A 16,162-nucleotide genomic window follows, 5' to 3' on the forward strand; every position below is an offset into this window, starting at 1 on the left:
CTGCCGCCCCAGCTTCCTACCGCTTGTCTCCTCGCCTCCCGACCCGGGCACGGCGATTTCATCCCGGCGCTCGTGCGCTGATCGGGTGCGCCCGAGTGCCGGGATTTTTTTGCAAGGACAACCCATGCCCTTCCGCTCCCTGCTCCGCTGGACCGCGCTGCCGCTGCTGGTGGTCTTCAGCCTCCATGCCGGCGCCCAGACCAACACGCTGCGCATCGGCTTCCAGAAGGCCGCCAGCCTGCTGACGCTGCAGAAATCCAGCGGCTCGCTGGAGAAGCACCTCGCGCCCCTGGGCGTCGCCGTCAAATGGGTCGAATTCCCGGCCGGCCCGCAACTGCTCGAAGGCCTCAACGTCGGCGCCGTCGACGTCGGCTTCGTCGGCGAGGCGCCGCCCATCTTTGCGCAGGCCGCCGGCGCCAAGTTCGTCTACATCGGCTTCGACCCCGCCGCGCCCGAGGCCGAGGCCCTCGTCGTGCCCCGGGACTCGGCCATCAGGTCCCTCGCCGACCTCAAAGGCAAAAAGATCGCGCTGAACAAGGGCAGCAATGTCCACTACCTGCTCGTCAAGGCACTGGAGAAGCAGGGCCTGAAGTACGCCGACATCCAGCCCGTCTTCCTGCCGCCGGCCGACGCGCGCGCGGCCTTCGAGCGCGGCGCGGTGGACGCCTGGGTGATCTGGGACCCCTTCCTCGCCGCCGTCGAGAAGCAGAGCGGCGCACGCGTGCTGCTGGACGGCCGCGGCATCGTCAACAACTATGCCTACTACCTGGCCGAGCGCGGCTACGCCCAGCAGAACCCCAAGGTCATCCAGGCGCTGTTCGACGACAGTCAGGCCCAGGCGGCCTACCTGAAGGCCAACACCAAGGCTGCTGCGGCCGTCATCGCGCCGCTGCAGGGGCTGGAGCCCGAGGTCGTCGAGAAGAGCCTGACGCGCTACCAGTACGGCGTGAAGCCGCTCACCGCCGCCGTCGCCGCCGAGCAGCAGAAGATCGCCGACGCCTTCCACGCCCTCGGGCTGATCCCCAGGCCCATCCGCGTGGCCGATGCGCTGCCGGGCAGCGCCACCGTTGCGGAGGCCGCGCGATGAGCACGACCCGCCGCGCCGCCGTTGCCATCCTGGCAACCACCGCGGCCGCCTGGCGCCACGCCCTCGGGCAGTCGCCCGCCGTGCTGCGCATCGGCTTCCAGAAAGGCTCGCTCAACCTCGCGCTGCTGAAGAGCTACGGCCTGCTGGAACAGCGCCTGCCCTCGACCCGGATCCAGTGGACCGAATTCCCCGCCGGCCCGCAGCTGCTGGAGGCGCTGGCGCTGGGCAGCGTGGACCTCGGCGCCACCGGCGACGCGCCGCCCGTGTTCGCGCAGGCCGCGGGCAAGGACGTCGTCTACGTCGGCGCCGAGCCGCCCAAGCCCGACAGCTCGGCCCTGCTCGTCAAGCCCGACTCGCCGCTGAAGACGCTGGCCGACCTGCGGGGCCGGCGCATCGCATTGCAGCGCGGCAGCAGCGCCCATTTCCTGACCGTGCAGGCCGTCAAGCGCGCGGGCCTGGGCTGGGCCGACATCCAGCCCGTCTACCTGCCGCCGGCCGACGCGCGCGCGGCCTTCGAGCGCGGCTCGGTGGATGCCTGGGCCGTCTGGGATCCCTACTACGCCGCCGCCGAGATCAGCGGCGAACTGCGCACGCTGGCCACCAGCCGCGGCCTGACGAACAACAACACCTTCTACCTCGCCTCGCGCGCGCTGGCCCAGCAGCCGGCGCTGGTCAAGACCATCTTCCAGGCCCTGACCGACATCGACGCCCGCGCGCGCGCCGACCGCCGCGACGCGGTGCAGCGCTATGCCGAGTTCGCCGGCCTGCCGCCGGCCACGGTGCTGCGCATGGTCGAGCGCCGCGGCGCCGCGCCGGTCGGCCCGCTGACGCCGGCCCTCGTCAACGACCAGCAGCAGGTGGCCGACGCCTTCGCCGAACTGGGCCTGATCCCCCGCCCCATCCGCGTCGCCGACGCCGTCGCACAGGTGAAGAAAGCATGAAGATCTTCTGGTTCATCCCCACCCACGGCGACAGCCGCTACCTCGGCACCTCGCGCGGCGCGCGCGTGGCCGACCATGCCTATTTCAAGCAGATCGCGATCGCCGCCGACAACCTCGGCTACGAGGGCGTGCTGATCCCCACCGGCCAGTCCTGCGAGGACTCCTGGCTGGTCGCGGCCAGCCTCATCGACGCGACGCGGCGGCTCAAGTTCCTCGTCGCGCTGCGCCCCGGGCTGGTGGCGCCGACGCAGAGCGCCCGCATGGCCGCGACGCTGGACCGGCTCTCCGGCGGGCGGTTGCTCGTCAACCTCGTCACCGGCGGCGATGCCGGCGAGCTGGCCGGCGACGGCCAGTTCCTGGACCACGCCGAGCGCTATGCGCAGGCGGCCGAGTTCATCCGCATCTGGCGCGAGGTCATGACGCGCTCGCACGAGGGCCGGCCCTTCGACTTCGACGGCGAACACCTCGGCGTCAAGGGCGCCAGGCTGCTGTTCCCGCCGCTGCAGTCGCCCCACCCGCCGGTCTTCTTCGGCGGCTCCTCCGGCCCGGCCCACGATCTCGCCGCCGAGCAGGCCGACACCTATCTGACCTGGGGCGAGCCGCCCGACGAGGTAGCCAGGAAGATCGCCGACGTGCGCGCCCGCGCGGCCGCCCACGGCCGCAAGCTGCACTACGGCATCCGGCTGCACGTCATCGTCCGCGAGACCGAGGACGAGGCCTGGCGCGCCGCGACCGAGCTGGTCTCGCAGCTTGACGAAGCCACGGTCGCCGCCGCGCAGGCGCGCTTCGCGAGCATGGACTCGGTCGGCCAGCGCCGCATGGCCGAGCTGCACCGCGGCAGGTTCAACCGCGCCAATGTGCGCGAAGGGCTGGAGATCTCGCCCAACCTGTGGGCCGGCGTGGGCCTGGTGCGCGGTGGCGCGGGCACGGCCCTGGTCGGCAACCCGCAGCAGGTGGCCGAGCGCATCCGGGAGTACGCCGCCCTTGGCCTGGAGCACTTCATCCTCAGCGGCTACCCGCATCTGGACGAGGCGCACCGCTTTGCCGAGCTGGTCTTCCCGCTGCTGCCGCTGCAGTTGCGCGAGCGCCTGCGCGGCCCGGCCGGCGAGCTGATGGCCCACGGCCTGGTGCCCAAGCAGCTGGCCGCGAGCTGAGCATGCGCCACGCCCTCCCCTGGCTGCTGCCCGCGATCATCCTGCTCGCCTGGGAGGCCGCCTCGCGCAGCGGCCTGCTGTCCGCGCGCATCCTGCCCGAGCCGGCCGCCGTGCTGGCGGCCTTCTGGCAGCTGCTGCGCTCCGGCGAACTGGCCCACCATGTCGCAGTCAGCACGGTGCGCGCCTTCTCGGCGCTGGCGCTGGGCGGCGGCCTGGGCCTGCTGCTGGGCCTCGTCACCGGCACCTGGAAAGCGGCCGAGGCGCTGCTGGACACGACGTTGCAGATGCTGCGCAACATCCCGGCGCTGGCGCTGATCCCGCTGGTCATCCTGTGGTTCGGCATCGACGAGGCGGCCAAGCTGGTGCTGGTCGCCGTGGGCGTGTTCTTCCCGGTCTATCTGAACACCTTCCACGGCATCCGCGGCGTGGACCGCGACCTCATCGAGATGGCGCGCAGCTACGGCCTGTCGGGCTGGCAGCTGTACCGGCAGGTCATCCTGCCCGGCGCGCTGCCGTCCATCCTCGTCGGGCTGCGCTTCTCGCTGGGCCTGATGTGGGTGCTGCTCATCGTCGCCGAGACGCTGTCGGCCCAGGCCGGCATCGGCTATCTGACGATGAACGCCCGCGAGTTCCTGCAGACCGACATCGTGCTCGTCGGCATCCTGCTCTATGCGCTGCTGGGCAAGCTGGCCGACGTCGTGGCGCGCGGCCTGGAACAGGCCTGGCTGCCCTGGCACCGCGGCTATGCCGCCGAGAGGGGCTGACGATGTGGCTGACCGAGTTCGACACCCCCGTGCTGCCGCGCGAGTCGGTGCATGAAGACGCACGCCGCGCCGGCGACCCTCGCGGCCTGGCGCTGAAGCTGCGCGGTGTCGCCAAATCCTTCGGCGCGCGCCATGTGCTGAAGGACCTCGACCTCGCCATCGCGCCCGGCGAATTCGTCGCGCTGGTGGGCCGCAGCGGCTGCGGCAAGAGCACGCTGTTGCGCCTCATCGCCGGGCTGGACACGCCGACGGCCGGCCTCGTCGAGGCGGGTACGGCCGACGAACGCCGGCTGATGTTCCAGGACGCCCGCCTGCTGCCCTGGAAGCGCGTCGTCGACAACGTGGCCCTGGGCCTGGCCGGCCCCGAGGCCAGCGCGCGCGCGATGGAAGCCCTCGGCCAGGTCGGTCTGGCCGGCCGCGGCGGCGACTGGCCGTCGACGCTGTCCGGCGGCCAGCGCCAGCGCGTGGCGCTGGCCCGCGCCCTCGTGCACCGCCCGCGCCTGCTGCTGCTGGACGAACCCCTCGGCGCGCTGGACGCGCTGACCCGGCTGGAAATGCACCGCCTCATCGAGCAGCTCTGGCGCCGCCACGGCTTCACGGCCCTGCTCGTGACCCACGACGTCGCCGAGGCCGTGGCCCTGGCCGACCGCGTGCTGCTCGTCGACCGCGGCGGCATCGCGCTGGACGCGGCAGTGTCGCTGCCGCGCCCGCGCTCACGCGCCGCGCCGGGCTTCGCCGAACTGGAGGATCGCGTGCTGCGCCACATCGTCGGCCACGCCCCCACGGCGGCTTGAACCACGGCGGGCATGGCACCATGGCGCCCCATGACCGTTCACGTCGCCTGCCTCTGCGCGGCCTGGTGCCGCACCTGTGAGTCCTACCAGGAGGTTTTCGAAGCCGCCTGCGCCGAGCTGCCGCAGCAGGATCTGCAGGTGCGCTGGATCGACATCGAGGACGAGGCCGAGCTCGTCGGCGACCTCGACATCGAGACCTTCCCGACGCTGCTGATCGCCGACGACACGCATGTGCGCTTCGCCGGGCCGCTGACGCCGCAGCCGCAGACGCTCAGGCGGGTGCTGCGCGCCCACCTGGACGACACCCGGCCGATGCGCGTGGGCGCCGGCTATGAACTGCTGGCCGCCAGGCTGCGCTGAGGCGCGGCGCGCAGGAACGCCACCAGCTGCCACACGACGAACACCGAGATCAGCGCCAGCAGCCCGCCGCTGATCGGCCGGGTCACGAAGGTCGTGAAGCTGCCGCGGCTCAGCAGCAGCGCGCGGCGGAAGTATTCCTCCTGCATGGGGCCGAGGATGAAGCCGAGCATCAGCGGCGCGGCGTCCAGGTCCAGACGCGCGAACAGATAGCCCAGCAGGCCGAAGGCGGCCGTCGTGAAGATGTCGTCGAGGTTGTTGTTGACGCTGAAGGTGCCGATGCAGCAGAAGAACAGGATGGCCGGGAACAGCACGTTGTAGGGGATCCTGAACACCGACAGCCAGTAGCGCACCAGCGGCACGTTCAGCACGACGAGGAAGACATTGCCCACCCACATGCTGGCCACCAGGCCCCAGAACAGGTCGGGGTGGCCGGAGATCATGTTGGGCCCGGGCTGGATGCCCTTGATGATGAAGGCCGCCATCATCAGCGCCATGACCGGGTTCTCCGGGATGCCAATGCTCATCAGCGGGATGAAGCTGGTGCGTGCGGCGGCCTCGTCGGCGGCGGCCTGGCCGGCCACGCCCTCGATGGCGCCGCTGCCGATCTCGTCCTTGTATTTGCTGACCTTCTTGTCCAGCGCATAGGCCGCGAACTGCGCGATGACCGGCCCGCCGCCGGGCAGGATGCCGAGGAAGGAGCCGACGGCGCTGCCGCGCAGCGCGCTGGGGATGATGCGCTTGAACTCGGCCCAGCTCGGCATCAGGTGGATCTTGCCGCTGAAGGGCGAGCGCTCCTCGTGCGCGTCGAGGTTCTTCGTGATCTCGGCGATGCCAAAGCAGCCCAGGGCCACGCTGACCAGGCCCACGCCGTCCATCAGGAAGGGCAGGTCGAAGGTGTAGCGCTGCTGGCCGGAGATCACGTCGGTGCCGATCGAGCCCAGCAGCACGCCGACGAGGCACATGGCCAGGCCGTTGAGCAGGCTGCCGGTGGTGACGAAGCTGACGCAGAAGAAGCCGAGCAGGATCAGCGAGCAGTAGTCCGCCGGGCCGAACATCAGCGCCACCTCGCCGAGCAGAGGCGCCAGGCTGGCCAGCACGACGATGGCCACCGTGCCGCCGATGAAGCTGGAGATGCCGGCCGTGAACAGGGCCAGGCCCGTGCGGCCCTTGAGCGTCATCTGGTAGCCGTCGATGCAGGCCACGATGGAGCTGGCATGCGGGATCCGCATCGTGATGGCGCTGACGCTGTCGCCGTACTGCGCGCCGTAGTAGATGCCGGCCAGCATGATGAGGGCGCCGCCGGTCGGGATGGAATAGGTCAGCGGCAGCAGCAGGCTGATGGTGGCCAGCGGCCCGAGGCCGGGCAGCAGGCCCACCAGCGTGCCGACGACGCAGCCGATGGCGCAGAACAGCAGGTTCTGCAGCGTCAGCGCATGGCCGAAGCCGAAGGCGAGGTTCTGAAGGATTTCCATCGGGTGCCCTTCAGTACAGCGGCAGGTTGAGCCCCAGCAGCTTCTGGAAGGCGAAGGCGATGGCGACGAGGCAGGCGGCAATCTTCAGGTCGCGGCGCCAGGAGCGCTCGGTCGCCGCGAAGCCGGCGATGAGGCTCATCAGCACGATGCCCGCCACCATGTTGTGCAGCAGTTTGCTGACCAGCGCGAAACTGCACAGCGCCGCCATCAGCAGCGCGATATTGCGCGGCTTGAAGGCCAGCGGCACCGGCGCGACGAAGCGCGAGCGCACGATGCTCACGACGGCCACGAGGCCGAGCAGGCTGCTGACCAGCAGCGGGAACAGCCCCGGCCCGGCATGCGAGAAGTCGTTGATGGGGTAGCGCAGCGCACCCAGGCCGAAGCCCAGCGCGATGGCCGCGAGCACGAGGCCGCGGACGAGGTTGCGATCGTTCATGGTGGATTGAGATGGGTAGCCGTTGCGGCCACTCTAGGGAGATCGACCCCGGCCGCCATGTCACGCTTTCCACGAGTTGACAGATTGGCGCAAGCCGGCCCTGCCCTAGCATGCGCCGCATGCAAGTCGATGCTTCCTCGGGCCGCCAGGCCCGCCGCGGGTCGTGGCCGGCCCGAGTCGCCGCGCTGCTGCTGGCTTTGCTGGCGGGCCCGCTGGCAGCGGCGCCGCTGGTCGTCGGCTCCAAGCGCTTCACCGAGAGCTATCTGCTCGGCGAGATCGTCACTCAGACGCTGGCCGCCCAGGGCATCGCCGCCGAGCACCGCCAGGGCCTGGGCAACACGGCCATCCTGGCCGCGGCGCTGCGCGAGGGCCAGATCGACATCTACCCCGAATACACCGGCACCATCGTGCGCGAGCTGCTCAGGCGCGACGCGCCGGCCGACGCGCAGGCACCGCTGGCCCAGCTCAACGCCTGGCTCGCGCCACTGGGCCTGAAGGCCGCCGTGCCGCTGGGCTTCAACAACAGCTATGCGCTGGCCATGCGCGAGGCCGACGCCGCACGACTGGGCATCGCAACGATCTCCGACCTGGCCGCCAAGGCGGCGGCGCTGAAGCCCGGCCTGTCGCACGAGTTCATCGCCCGCGCCGACGGCTGGCCGGCGCTGCAGCGCGCCTACGGCCTGAAGCTCGCGCCCGGCGCCGGGCTGGACCACGGCCTGGCCTATGCGGCGCTGGCCGGCGGCCAGGTCGACCTCATCGACGTCTACACGACCGACGCACAACTGGCGCGCCAGCCGGTGCGCGTGCTGCGCGACGACCGCGGCTTCTTCCCGCGCTACGACGCGGTGCTGCTGATGCGGACGGCGGTGGACGCGCAGCCGCTGCAGGGCCTGGCGGGCCGGCTGCCCGAGGCGGCCATGATCCGCCTCAACGCGGCGGCCGAGCTGGACGGGCGGCCGTTCGCCGACGTGGCGCGCGGCTTCCTCGGCCAGGCCGCGCCGGCCGCGGCGCCACGCGGCGGCCTGCTGGCCCGGCTGCTGGCGCCCGACCTGCCCGGGCTGCTCGCCCAGCACCTGGCCCTGGTGCTGGCCTCGCTGCTGCTGGCCGTGGCGGTGGCCGTGCCGCTGGGCATCGCGGCCCACCGGCTGCCGCGCCTGGCCGCGCCGGTGATGGCGGCGGTGGGCCTGCTGCAGACCCTGCCCTCGCTGGCCCTGCTGGCCTTCCTGATCGCCCTCGTCGGCCGCATCGGCTTCGTGCCGGCGCTGCTGGCCCTGTTCGTCTACGCGCTGCTGCCCGTCGTGCGAAACACCCATGCCGGCCTGCAGGGCGTGCCGGCCGGCCTCGTGCAGGCGGCCCAGGCCCTGGGCTTGACGCGCGGGCAGACGCTGCGCGCCATCGAGCTGCCGCTGGCCCTGCCGACGCTGATGGCCGGCGTGAAGACCGCCGCCGTCACGAATGTGGGCACCGCCACCGTGGCGGCCTTCGTCGGTGCCGGCGGCCTGGGCGAGCGCATCGTCGCCGGACTGGCCGTCAACGACAGCGCGCTGATGCTGGCCGGCGCGCTGCCGGCGGCGCTGCTGGCGGTGCTGGTGCAGCTGTTGTTCGACCTGCTGGAACGCGCCGCGGGCCGGCATCACAATAGGCCCCAAACAACCCGGGGCTGAGCCGGCGGACGATGGGGGCAAGGGCATGAACGCGATTTGGCGATCAGGCTTGTGGGGCGCATGGGCGGCCGTCCTGCTGGCGGTGCCGCCGGCCGGTGCCGGTTGCCAGCGGCCCATCGACGTGCCGATGGCACCCCTGGGCCTGAGCGTCAGCTTCGACGGCGAGCGCGCCGGCGGCATCTACCCGGCGCTGCTGCGCGAGCTGGCCGCCTCCACGGGCTGCGTATTCCAGGTCCACCGCGTGCCGCGGGCGCGGCTGCTGAAGCTGTTCGAGTCGGCCCAGGCCGACCTGCTGATCCCTGCGGCGGCCTCGCCGGCGCGTGACCGGGACGGCGAGTTCGTGCCGCTGATCCAGGTGCGCGCCAGCCTGCTGACGCTGTCGCACGAGCTGCCCGCGCCACGCTCACTGGCCGAACTGCTCGCCCAGCCCGACTTCAAGCTCGCCGTCGTGCGCGGCTTCACCTTCGGCGCCGCCTACGACGCCGCAGTGGCCACGCTGCGCGAGCGCAAGCGCCTCGTCGAGGAAGCTGACGTCGCCGGCGCGGCCCGCGCGCTGCGCCAGGGCCTCGCGCAGGCCACCATCATGATGACGGCCACCTTCGTCAGCACGCTGGCCGCCGAGGCCGACCTCGCCCCGCTGCTCAAGCAGGTGCGCAGCGAGGCGCTGGAGGAGCTGGGCTGGGCCGAGAGCGGCGTCTACCTGTCGCGCCAGCGCCTGGGCGAGGCCGACCGCCGCACGCTGCGCCAGGCCTTCGGCCAGGCCGCGAAGGCCGGCCGGGTCTGGCAGCTGTTCAACGACGGCTACCCGCCGGGCAGCCTGGGCGGCAACGTACGGCCGCTCTGACCGGCCCGCGACGGGCAGGCGGCCTGACCAGGCCGATGCCGGCGAGCACCAGCCCGCTGCCCGCGACGAAGGCCGGCGCGAGCGACTCGCCCAGCAGCCACACGCCCAGCACGACGCCGAACAGCGGCGTCAGGAAGGAGAACACGCCGAGCCGGGACGCGAGGTAGCGGCGCAGCAGCCAGCACCAGGTCAGGAAGCTCGCGAAAGACACGACCAGGCTCTGGAAGCCCAGATGCGCCCAGACCACGGCCGTGGGCTCGAAATGCCATTGCCGCGTCATCGCAGTGGCCGGCAGCAGCAGGCCGAAGGCACCCAGCAGTTGGTAGAGCAGGGTCTCGGTGGCGGGCGCCGCGGCAAGCGCCGAGCAGCGGATCGTGATCGTCGTCGCGCCCCAGGCCATGCCGGCCAGCAGCGCCAGGCCGTCGCCCAGCGGCGCCCAGGCGCCTGACTCATCCCGGGCGCCACCCAGGAAGGCCAGCGCGATGCCGCCGAACGCGAGCGCGATGCCCACCCATTGCCGCCCGCCCAGGCGCTCGGCCGGCAGGCGCAGATGCAGGCCCAGCGCGGCAAAGATCGGCGCCGTGTACAGGAAGATGACGACGTGCGAGGCCTGCGTCAGCCGCAGCGCCTCGGACACGAGCAGGTATTCCAGCCCGAACAGCAGGCCGGCCACGGCGCCCGGCCGCCAGTGGCGGCGCGCCGGCCTCTCGCCGCGGCGGCGCATCAGCAGCGCCAGCAGCACCAGGGCGACCAGCGACCTGAGCGCGACGACCAGCATCGGGCTGGCCTCGGCGGCGATGGCCTTCAGCGACAGCTGCTGCAGGCTCCAGATCAGGCACAGCAGCGTCATGACCGCGCCGGCGCGCGCATCGAGCGGGCCGGGCGTGACGGTGGAGGAAACAGCTTTCATGGCGCCAATGTGCAGGCCGGCGCCATCGACGAAAAGCGGATAATTCGACCACCAATCATCCGGTTTTCGAATCCATGCGCGACCTGCAGATCGACTGGCTGAAATGCTTCGTCGCCACCGTCGACGCAGGCTCGCTGTCCAGCGCCGCGGCGGAGGTGAACCGCTCGCAGTCGGCGGTCAGCATGCAGCTCAAGAAGCTGGAGTCGGCCGTCTGCCAGCGCCTGCTCGTCCGCGGCCCGCGCCGGCTGGTGCTGACGCACGCGGGCCAGACCCTGCTCGGCTATGCGCGGCGCATCCTCGACCTGCAGGCCGAAGCCCAGGCGGCGCTGGGCGAAGACGGCGTCAGCGGCCTGGTGCGCCTGGGCGTGCCGGACGACTACGCCAGCAAATACCTGACGCCGGTGCTCAAGCGCTTCGCGCCGCGGCACGGCGGCGTGGAGATCCAACTCGACTGCGAGCAGTCCACGTCGCTGATCCCGCGTGTGGCGCGCGGCGAGCTGGACCTCGCGCTGGTGTCGCGCGACCACGCCCGCCGCGGCACGCTGCTCTTCCACGAGCCCATGGTCTGGGTCGGCTCGCCGCAGTTCGAGGTCTGGCAGCGCAACCCGCTGCCCATCGCCGTCTACGAGGAGGCCAGCCTCGGCCGGCGCAGCGCGATCAATGCGCTGGCGCTGCAGGGCCGGCCCTACAAGGTCGTCTACAACAGCTCCAGCCTCGCCGGGCAGATCGCCGCCGTCGAGAGCGGCCTGGCCGTCGCAGTGCTGACCCAGTGCAGCGCGCCGCCGCACCTGCAGGTGCTCGGCCTCGAACACGGCCTCGGGCCGCTGGAGCCGATGCAGGTCGCCGTCTACCGCAGCCAGGCCTCGCGCGGCTCCAAGGCCGTCGACAGCCTGCAGCGCATGCTGGTGCAGACGCTGCGCCAGGCCGGCGCCTGAGCCCCGCGGTGCGCATTACGCACGCTCCGGGCCGGCCGAATAAGCTCATGACGCATGCTTCGTTGGCGAATCCGTCATCCGCGCTCAGACTGGCGGCGTTGCAACCTGCACCGACAGCTTCCGCCCCCGACCGATGTGTGAGCTCTTCGCCCTCAACAGCTGCCAGCCGGCCGCCGCCACCTTCTCGCTGAGCGGCTTCGCCGCCCGCGGCGGGCGCACCGCGGACCATGTCGACGGCTGGGGCGTTGCCTTCCACGCCGGCGAGCGCTGCGATGTCGTCGTCGAGGACAGCCCTGCCGCCGAGTCCGAACTGGCCCGGCGCCTCGGCCACGAGCCGGTGCGCGTGCGCAACATCCTGGCCCATATCCGCAAGGCGACCCAGGGCGAGCGCGCCGTGGAGAACTGCCATCCCTTCCGCCGCGACTGGGCCGGCCGCACCTGGGTCTTCGCGCACAACGGCGACCTGAAGGATTTCCGTCCCGCGCTGGACGGCAGCTTCCTGCCGGCCGGCCAGACCGACAGCGAGCGCGCCTTCTGCTGGCTGATGCAGCGGCTGCAGCAGCATTTCGACAATCGCCTGCCCGACTGGCCCGAACTCGCGGCGACGCTGACGCCCTGGATCCACGAAGTCGCCGAGCACGGCCGCTTCAACCTGCTGCTGACCGACGGCTGCGCGATGCTGGCCCACGCCTCCACGCGGCTGCACTGGCTGCAGCGCCGCCCGCCCTTCGGCCATGCCAGCCTGCGCGATGGCGATCTCAGCGTCGACCTCGCGACCGTCAACGGCCCGGCGGACCGCATGGCCCTGGTCTCGACCGAGCCCCTGACCCATGGCGAAGCCTGGCAGGCATTCGCGCCCGGCGAGGTGCGCGTGTTCGAGCACGGCGACTGCGTCTATGTGAGCGAAGGCGTCGCCGTCCGCGCCGCGGCCTGATTTCGTTGACATGCGCAATATTGCGGTGCAACAATCCTGACATCCAAACTTCGGAGCCCCGTGCGTGGACAGTGCCAGTTGTTGCAGTGAATCGAAGCGAGCCGTGATGGCCGCCAGCTGCCCAGCCGTCTGACGCCGACTCCCCGGCGTTCGACCTGAGCGGTCCGAGCGCCCATTGCCCCGCCCTGTTCCAGGGCCTGCTTCTCCCTCGTTTCACTGAAGCTGCCGACCCGTGGCGTGCATCAGCGCGCCGCTGGTCAGCGCGTGATCTTCTGCCTTGTGCATGCATGGTGGTGGCCGGCCTTGCCCCGGAGAACCGCCCATGTCGAACCAACAAGCCCGTCGCGAAGGCCAGCACTCGTCGCCCGCGCGTGCGCCTTCGCCGCCGCCTGCCGCCGCGCCGTGGAGCCGCATCGATGCCGCCAGCATCTGGCCCACGCATCGGCTGCGCGCCTTCTGGCTGACCCAGCCCGGGCGCCCGGGCACGGCCGCCTGACGGGCGGCCCCGATTCAACACCGACAGGAGAACGCATGGACCCCGACCCTAGTTGGCGCCGACGCGCGCCCCTCCCCACCCCGCTTTCCCTTTCCATCCCGAACCCGGCACCGCCGCGGAGGGCTGCGCGCGCCTGAGCGCGACGGTTTCTCCGTGCTGCCGCAGGAGAAACCGATGACCTTCAAGTTCCACGCGCTGGCCGCCGCCAGCTTCATGGGCCGCCTGCTCCGGCGCGCTCTCCGCCCGACCCTCCAGCAGCCTCAGCGCCCGGCCTACGGCCTGCTCGTCGACGGCCTCGGTGCGGGCCGCTGAACCCGCCGCGAGGAGGAGGAGAGTCCCATGGATTCCACGACCCTGCCGCCCCGCAACGGCGCCGTGCTGGATGCTGCCCATGTCGGCGACATCCGCGGCGCGCTCGGGACCATCAAGCTCGGCGACGCCGGCCATGCGCGTGGCCCGATGCGGCGCCTCAAGACCCTGCTGGCCATCCTGGGGCCGGGCCTGATCGTGATGGTCGGCGACAACGACGCCGGCGCCTTCTCGACCTATGCCCAGGCCGGGCAGAACTACGGCACCACGCTGCTGTGGACGCTCGCGCTGCTGATCCCGGTGCTCTACGTAAACCAGGAGATGGTGCTGCGCCTGGGCGCGGTGACGGGGGTGGGCCATGCGCGGCTGATCCTCGAACGCTTCGGCAGGTTCTGGGGCGCCTTCAGCGTCGTCGACCTGTTCCTGCTGAACGCGCTGACCCTCGTCACCGAGTTCATCGGCATCGCGCTCGGCCTGGACTACCTGGGCATTCCGCGCGCGCCGGGCGTCGGCATCGCGGCCGTGCTCATCATGCTGGCGGCCAGCACCGGCGACTTCCGCCGCTTCGAGCGCTTCGCCCTGAGCCTGGTGCTGGGCAGCCTGGTGCTGCTGCCGCTGTTCGTCATGGTGCATCCGCCGATGGGCCAGCTGGTGCGCGACTTCGCCACGGTGCAGATGCCCAGGGACGGCAGGCTCAGCGACGTGATGCTGCTCATCATCGGCATCGTCGGCACGACGATCGCGCCGTGGCAGCTGTTCTTCCAGCAGAGCTATGTCATCGACAAGCGCATCACGCCGCGCTTCATCCGCTACGAGCGCCTGGACCTCTGGCTGGGCATCGTGCTGGTGGTGCTGGGCGCGGTCGCGCTGATCGGCCTGGTGGCCCATTGCTTTGCCGGCAAGCCCGAGGCGGGCCGGTTCAGCGATGCGCTGGCCGTGGCCCGGGGCCTGGCCCAGTACCACGGCCATGGGGCGGGCACGCTGTTCGCGCTGGCGCTGATCGACGCCAGCGTGATCGGCGCGGCGGCCGTGTCGCTGTCCACGGCCTATGCGGTGGGCGATGTGCTGGCGGTCAACCATTCGCTGCACCGCAAGCCGGGCGAGGCCAAGGGCTTCTACCTCGTCTACTGCGGGCTGATCGTGCTGGCCGCGGCCCTGGTGCTGCTGCCCGGCGTGCCGCTCGGCCTGCTGACCAATGCCGTGCAGACCCTGGCCGGCGTGCTGCTGCCCAGCGCCTCGGTCTTCCTGCTGCTGCTTTGCAACGACCGCCAGGTGCTGGGCCCCTGGGTCAACGGCCGCTGGACCAATGCCTTCACGTCGGCCGTCGTCGCGGTGCTGGTGATCCTGTCGACCGTGCTGACGGCCGCGGTGATCTTCCCCGACATCGGCGAGGACCAGATCGTCGCGATACTGGTCGGCGGCGGCCTGCTGGCCCTGCTGATCGGCCTGGCGACCCTGGCGACGCGCGCCCATCGCGCGGCCGCCCTGCCCCGGCCGCGCGACGATGCGCGGCCCGCCAGCCCGCGGCAGATGGAGCAATGGCGCATGCCGCCGCTGCATCTGCTGAGGCCGGCGCAACTCACGCCGACGACGCGGCTGTGGATGGGCGTGCTGCGCCTGTATCTGCTGCTGGCCGTCGCGATGGTCGTGCTGCGCGTGCTGCAGCTGGCCTTGGCCTGAGCGACATCGAACACCACACACACACCGTTTCCGATCCGAAAAATGACGATGACGAATCTCTTCAACATGACGGCCTGGCTGCCGGCCCTGCTCCTCGGCGCCGGCCTGAGCCCCATCGCCCAGGCGCAGGACAGCCAGGGCCAGCAAGACTGGAACTGGCATCTGCAGGCCACCAGCACGACGCAAAGGCATGGCGGCTTCAACTCGCCCTATGCCGGCGCCAACAGCCTGCTGCCGCGCGAAAGCGCCAAGGAGACGCTGGACGCCACGCTCTTCCTCGGCCTGCGGCTGTGGCAGGGCGGCGAGTTCTATATCAACCCCGAGCTCGACCAGGGTTACGGCCTGGCCAACACGATGGGCGTCGCCGGCTTCACCAGCGGCGCCGCCTACAAGGTCGGCCACGACAGCGTCTACGGCCGCCTGCACCGCGCCTTCCTGCGCCAGACGATTGCGCTGGGCGACGCGACCAGCGGGGTGGAAACCGGCGCCAACCAGCTGGCGGGCGCCCGCCCGGATGAGCGGCTCACGCTGACGCTGGGCAAGATCTCGGTCGCCGACCTGTTCGACGGCAACAGCTACGCCCACGATCCGCGCGCCGACTTCCTGAACTGGTCCATCATCGACGGCGGCGCGTTCGACTACGCCGCCGATTCCTGGGGCTTCAGCTCGGGCGCGACGGCCGAATGGGTCCGCGGCGACTGGTCGCTGCGGGCCGGCTTCTATGCGATGTCCAAGCTGCCGAACGGCGAAACCCTGGACGGCCGCTTCGGTCAACACCAGTGGCTGCTGGAGGCCGAGCGCCGCTTCCGCTGGATGGGCCGCCAGGGCGCAGCGCGGCTGCTGGGCTTCGTGACCGAGGCGCGCATGGCGAGCTATGCCGACGCCTTCGGCCAGGCCCAGGGCGGCCAGATGCCGGCGGACCTCACGCCGCTGCGCCGGCTCCAGCGCAAGCACGGTCTGGCCTTCAATGCCGAGCAGGAACTGGCCGACGGCGTCGGCGCCTTCGTCCGCTACAGCTGGAACGATGGCCGCACCGAGGCCTACGACTTCACCGACATCAACCGCTCGGTCGCGGCCGGCCTGCAGCTCAAGGGCGGCCTGTGGCGGCAGCCTGAGCACACGCTGGGCGCGGCGCTGGCGGCCAACGACCTGTCGAGCCCGGCACGGCAGTTCTTCGCGGCCGGCGGACTCGGCATCCTGGTCGGGGACGGCATGCTGCCGCACTACGCGACGGAACAGGTCTTCGAGGTCTTCTACAAGGTTGCGCTGGGCCGCTTCCTGTCCGTGACCGGCGACTACCAGCATGTGCGCCACCCGGCCTACAACGCCGACCGCGGGCCGGTGTCGATCCTGGCATTGCGCCTGCACGCGGAGTATTGACG

General features: G+C 71.4%; 17 protein-coding genes. 14 read left to right on the top strand and 3 right to left on the bottom strand.

The window, feature by feature from the left end; genetic code table 11:
• The first annotated feature begins 124 nt into the window (after positions 1 to 124).
• The 6 genes from NYP07_RS02670 to NYP07_RS02695 are packed head-to-tail and all read left to right on the top strand — an operon-like array spanning position 125 to position 5,100.
• Positions 125 to 1,087 carry a sulfonate ABC transporter substrate-binding protein gene (locus NYP07_RS02670; protein WP_268147132.1) on the top strand — a complete coding sequence of 321 codons (963 nt, stop codon included), beginning with the start codon at positions 125 to 127 and terminating at the stop codon, positions 1,085 to 1,087.
• Positions 1,084 to 2,028, top strand: a complete 945-nt coding sequence (locus NYP07_RS02675; RefSeq protein WP_268147134.1) for an aliphatic sulfonate ABC transporter substrate-binding protein — start codon at positions 1,084 to 1,086, stop codon at positions 2,026 to 2,028. The genes NYP07_RS02670 and NYP07_RS02675 overlap by 4 nt, the downstream gene beginning before the upstream one ends.
• Positions 2,025 to 3,182 (top strand): FMNH2-dependent alkanesulfonate monooxygenase, encoded by a 1,158-nt coding sequence (ssuD, locus tag NYP07_RS02680; RefSeq protein ID WP_268147136.1) that lies wholly within the window; start codon positions 2,025 to 2,027, stop codon positions 3,180 to 3,182. The genes NYP07_RS02675 and ssuD overlap by 4 nt, the downstream gene beginning before the upstream one ends.
• 2 nt (positions 3,183 to 3,184) lie before the next feature.
• Entirely contained in the window at positions 3,185 to 3,946 is a 762-nt protein-coding gene (gene ssuC / locus NYP07_RS02685; protein ID WP_268147138.1) for an aliphatic sulfonate ABC transporter permease SsuC, read from the top strand.
• A gap of 2 nt (positions 3,947 to 3,948) precedes the next feature.
• The gene (locus NYP07_RS02690) at positions 3,949 to 4,740 is read left to right on the top strand and encodes an ATP-binding cassette domain-containing protein (RefSeq protein WP_268147140.1); all 792 of its coding nucleotides are present in this window, start codon (positions 3,949 to 3,951) and stop codon (positions 4,738 to 4,740) included.
• 30 nt (positions 4,741 to 4,770) lie between these two features.
• Positions 4,771 to 5,100: a thioredoxin domain-containing protein gene (locus tag NYP07_RS02695; RefSeq protein ID WP_268147142.1), complete on the top strand. Its 330-nt coding sequence runs from the start codon at positions 4,771 to 4,773 to the stop codon at positions 5,098 to 5,100.
• Here NYP07_RS02695 and NYP07_RS02700 read toward each other — a convergent pair.
• Both NYP07_RS02700 and NYP07_RS02705 read right to left on the bottom strand, forming a co-directional pair.
• A complete protein-coding gene (locus NYP07_RS02700) occupies positions 5,070 to 6,572 on the bottom strand; it encodes a tripartite tricarboxylate transporter permease (protein WP_268147145.1) in 1,503 nt (500 codons plus the stop codon). The two genes, NYP07_RS02695 and NYP07_RS02700, sit on opposite strands and share 31 nt — an antisense overlap.
• A gap of 10 nt (positions 6,573 to 6,582) precedes the next feature.
• A complete protein-coding gene (locus NYP07_RS02705) occupies positions 6,583 to 7,008 on the bottom strand; it encodes a tripartite tricarboxylate transporter TctB family protein (RefSeq protein WP_268147148.1) in 426 nt (141 codons plus the stop codon).
• A 119-nt stretch (positions 7,009 to 7,127) separates the two neighbouring features.
• Between NYP07_RS02705 and NYP07_RS02710 the strand changes: the two genes are divergently transcribed.
• Together NYP07_RS02710 and NYP07_RS02715 are read left to right on the top strand one after the other, a co-directional pair.
• The gene (locus NYP07_RS02710) at positions 7,128 to 8,672 is read left to right on the top strand and encodes a glycine betaine ABC transporter substrate-binding protein (RefSeq protein ID WP_268147150.1); all 1,545 of its coding nucleotides are present in this window, start codon (positions 7,128 to 7,130) and stop codon (positions 8,670 to 8,672) included.
• Positions 8,673 to 8,721: 49 nt separating this feature from the next.
• Positions 8,722 to 9,516, top strand: a complete 795-nt coding sequence (locus NYP07_RS02715; protein WP_268147152.1) for a type 2 periplasmic-binding domain-containing protein — start codon at positions 8,722 to 8,724, stop codon at positions 9,514 to 9,516.
• Here the strand turns inward: NYP07_RS02715 and NYP07_RS02720 are convergent.
• The gene (locus tag NYP07_RS02720) at positions 9,464 to 10,426 is read right to left on the bottom strand and encodes a DMT family transporter (protein ID WP_268147154.1); all 963 of its coding nucleotides are present in this window, start codon (positions 10,424 to 10,426) and stop codon (positions 9,464 to 9,466) included. The two genes, NYP07_RS02715 and NYP07_RS02720, sit on opposite strands and share 53 nt — an antisense overlap.
• 74 nt (positions 10,427 to 10,500) lie before the next feature.
• Between NYP07_RS02720 and NYP07_RS02725 the strand changes: the two genes are divergently transcribed.
• The 6 genes from NYP07_RS02725 to NYP07_RS02750 all read left to right on the top strand — a co-directional run bounded on the left by NYP07_RS02725 (position 10,501) and on the right by NYP07_RS02750 (position 16,160).
• Entirely contained in the window at positions 10,501 to 11,361 is an 861-nt protein-coding gene (locus NYP07_RS02725; protein ID WP_268147156.1) for a LysR family transcriptional regulator, read from the top strand.
• 133 nt (positions 11,362 to 11,494) lie between these two features.
• Positions 11,495 to 12,295 carry a class II glutamine amidotransferase gene (locus NYP07_RS02730; RefSeq protein WP_268147158.1) on the top strand — a complete coding sequence of 267 codons (801 nt, stop codon included), beginning with the start codon at positions 11,495 to 11,497 and terminating at the stop codon, positions 12,293 to 12,295.
• Positions 12,296 to 12,617: 322 nt separating this feature from the next.
• Positions 12,618 to 12,791 (top strand): hypothetical protein, encoded by a 174-nt coding sequence (locus NYP07_RS02735; protein WP_268147160.1) that lies wholly within the window; start codon positions 12,618 to 12,620, stop codon positions 12,789 to 12,791.
• 174 nt (positions 12,792 to 12,965) lie between these two features.
• A complete protein-coding gene (locus tag NYP07_RS02740) occupies positions 12,966 to 13,103 on the top strand; it encodes a hypothetical protein (protein ID WP_268147163.1) in 138 nt (45 codons plus the stop codon).
• Between the two features lie 27 nt (positions 13,104 to 13,130).
• Positions 13,131 to 14,780 carry an NRAMP family divalent metal transporter gene (locus tag NYP07_RS02745; protein WP_268147166.1) on the top strand — a complete coding sequence of 550 codons (1,650 nt, stop codon included), beginning with the start codon at positions 13,131 to 13,133 and terminating at the stop codon, positions 14,778 to 14,780.
• A 42-nt stretch (positions 14,781 to 14,822) separates the two neighbouring features.
• Positions 14,823 to 16,160, top strand: coding sequence for a carbohydrate porin (locus NYP07_RS02750; protein WP_268147168.1), 1,338 nt, complete (start codon positions 14,823 to 14,825; stop codon positions 16,158 to 16,160).
• The last annotated feature ends 2 nt before the right edge of the window (positions 16,161 to 16,162 follow it).

Source organism: Pelomonas aquatica (genome assembly GCF_026712205.1).
In the GTDB taxonomy this organism is placed as follows: Bacteria; Pseudomonadota; Gammaproteobacteria; order Burkholderiales; family Burkholderiaceae_C; genus Pelomonas; species Pelomonas aquatica.

Coding starts and splice junctions, on each gene's coding strand:
- NYP07_RS02700 (WP_268147145.1), bottom strand. CDS start 6,572: ATGGAAATCCTTCAGAACCTCGCCTTCGGCTTCGGCCATGCGCTGACG.
- NYP07_RS02720 (WP_268147154.1), bottom strand. CDS start 10,426: ATGAAAGCTGTTTCCTCCACCGTCACGCCCGGCCCGCTCGATGCGCGC.
- NYP07_RS02750 (WP_268147168.1), top strand. CDS start 14,823: ATGACGATGACGAATCTCTTCAACATGACGGCCTGGCTGCCGGCCCTG.
- NYP07_RS02675 (WP_268147134.1), top strand. CDS start 1,084: ATGAGCACGACCCGCCGCGCCGCCGTTGCCATCCTGGCAACCACCGCG.
- NYP07_RS02735 (WP_268147160.1), top strand. CDS start 12,618: ATGTCGAACCAACAAGCCCGTCGCGAAGGCCAGCACTCGTCGCCCGCG.
- NYP07_RS02690 (WP_268147140.1), top strand. CDS start 3,949: ATGTGGCTGACCGAGTTCGACACCCCCGTGCTGCCGCGCGAGTCGGTG.
- NYP07_RS02740 (WP_268147163.1), top strand. CDS start 12,966: ATGACCTTCAAGTTCCACGCGCTGGCCGCCGCCAGCTTCATGGGCCGC.
- NYP07_RS02695 (WP_268147142.1), top strand. CDS start 4,771: ATGACCGTTCACGTCGCCTGCCTCTGCGCGGCCTGGTGCCGCACCTGT.
- NYP07_RS02730 (WP_268147158.1), top strand. CDS start 11,495: ATGTGTGAGCTCTTCGCCCTCAACAGCTGCCAGCCGGCCGCCGCCACC.
- NYP07_RS02725 (WP_268147156.1), top strand. CDS start 10,501: ATGCGCGACCTGCAGATCGACTGGCTGAAATGCTTCGTCGCCACCGTC.
- NYP07_RS02670 (WP_268147132.1), top strand. CDS start 125: ATGCCCTTCCGCTCCCTGCTCCGCTGGACCGCGCTGCCGCTGCTGGTG.
- ssuD (WP_268147136.1), top strand. CDS start 2,025: ATGAAGATCTTCTGGTTCATCCCCACCCACGGCGACAGCCGCTACCTC.
- NYP07_RS02745 (WP_268147166.1), top strand. CDS start 13,131: ATGGATTCCACGACCCTGCCGCCCCGCAACGGCGCCGTGCTGGATGCT.
- ssuC (WP_268147138.1), top strand. CDS start 3,185: ATGCGCCACGCCCTCCCCTGGCTGCTGCCCGCGATCATCCTGCTCGCC.
- NYP07_RS02710 (WP_268147150.1), top strand. CDS start 7,128: ATGCAAGTCGATGCTTCCTCGGGCCGCCAGGCCCGCCGCGGGTCGTGG.
- NYP07_RS02705 (WP_268147148.1), bottom strand. CDS start 7,008: ATGAACGATCGCAACCTCGTCCGCGGCCTCGTGCTCGCGGCCATCGCG.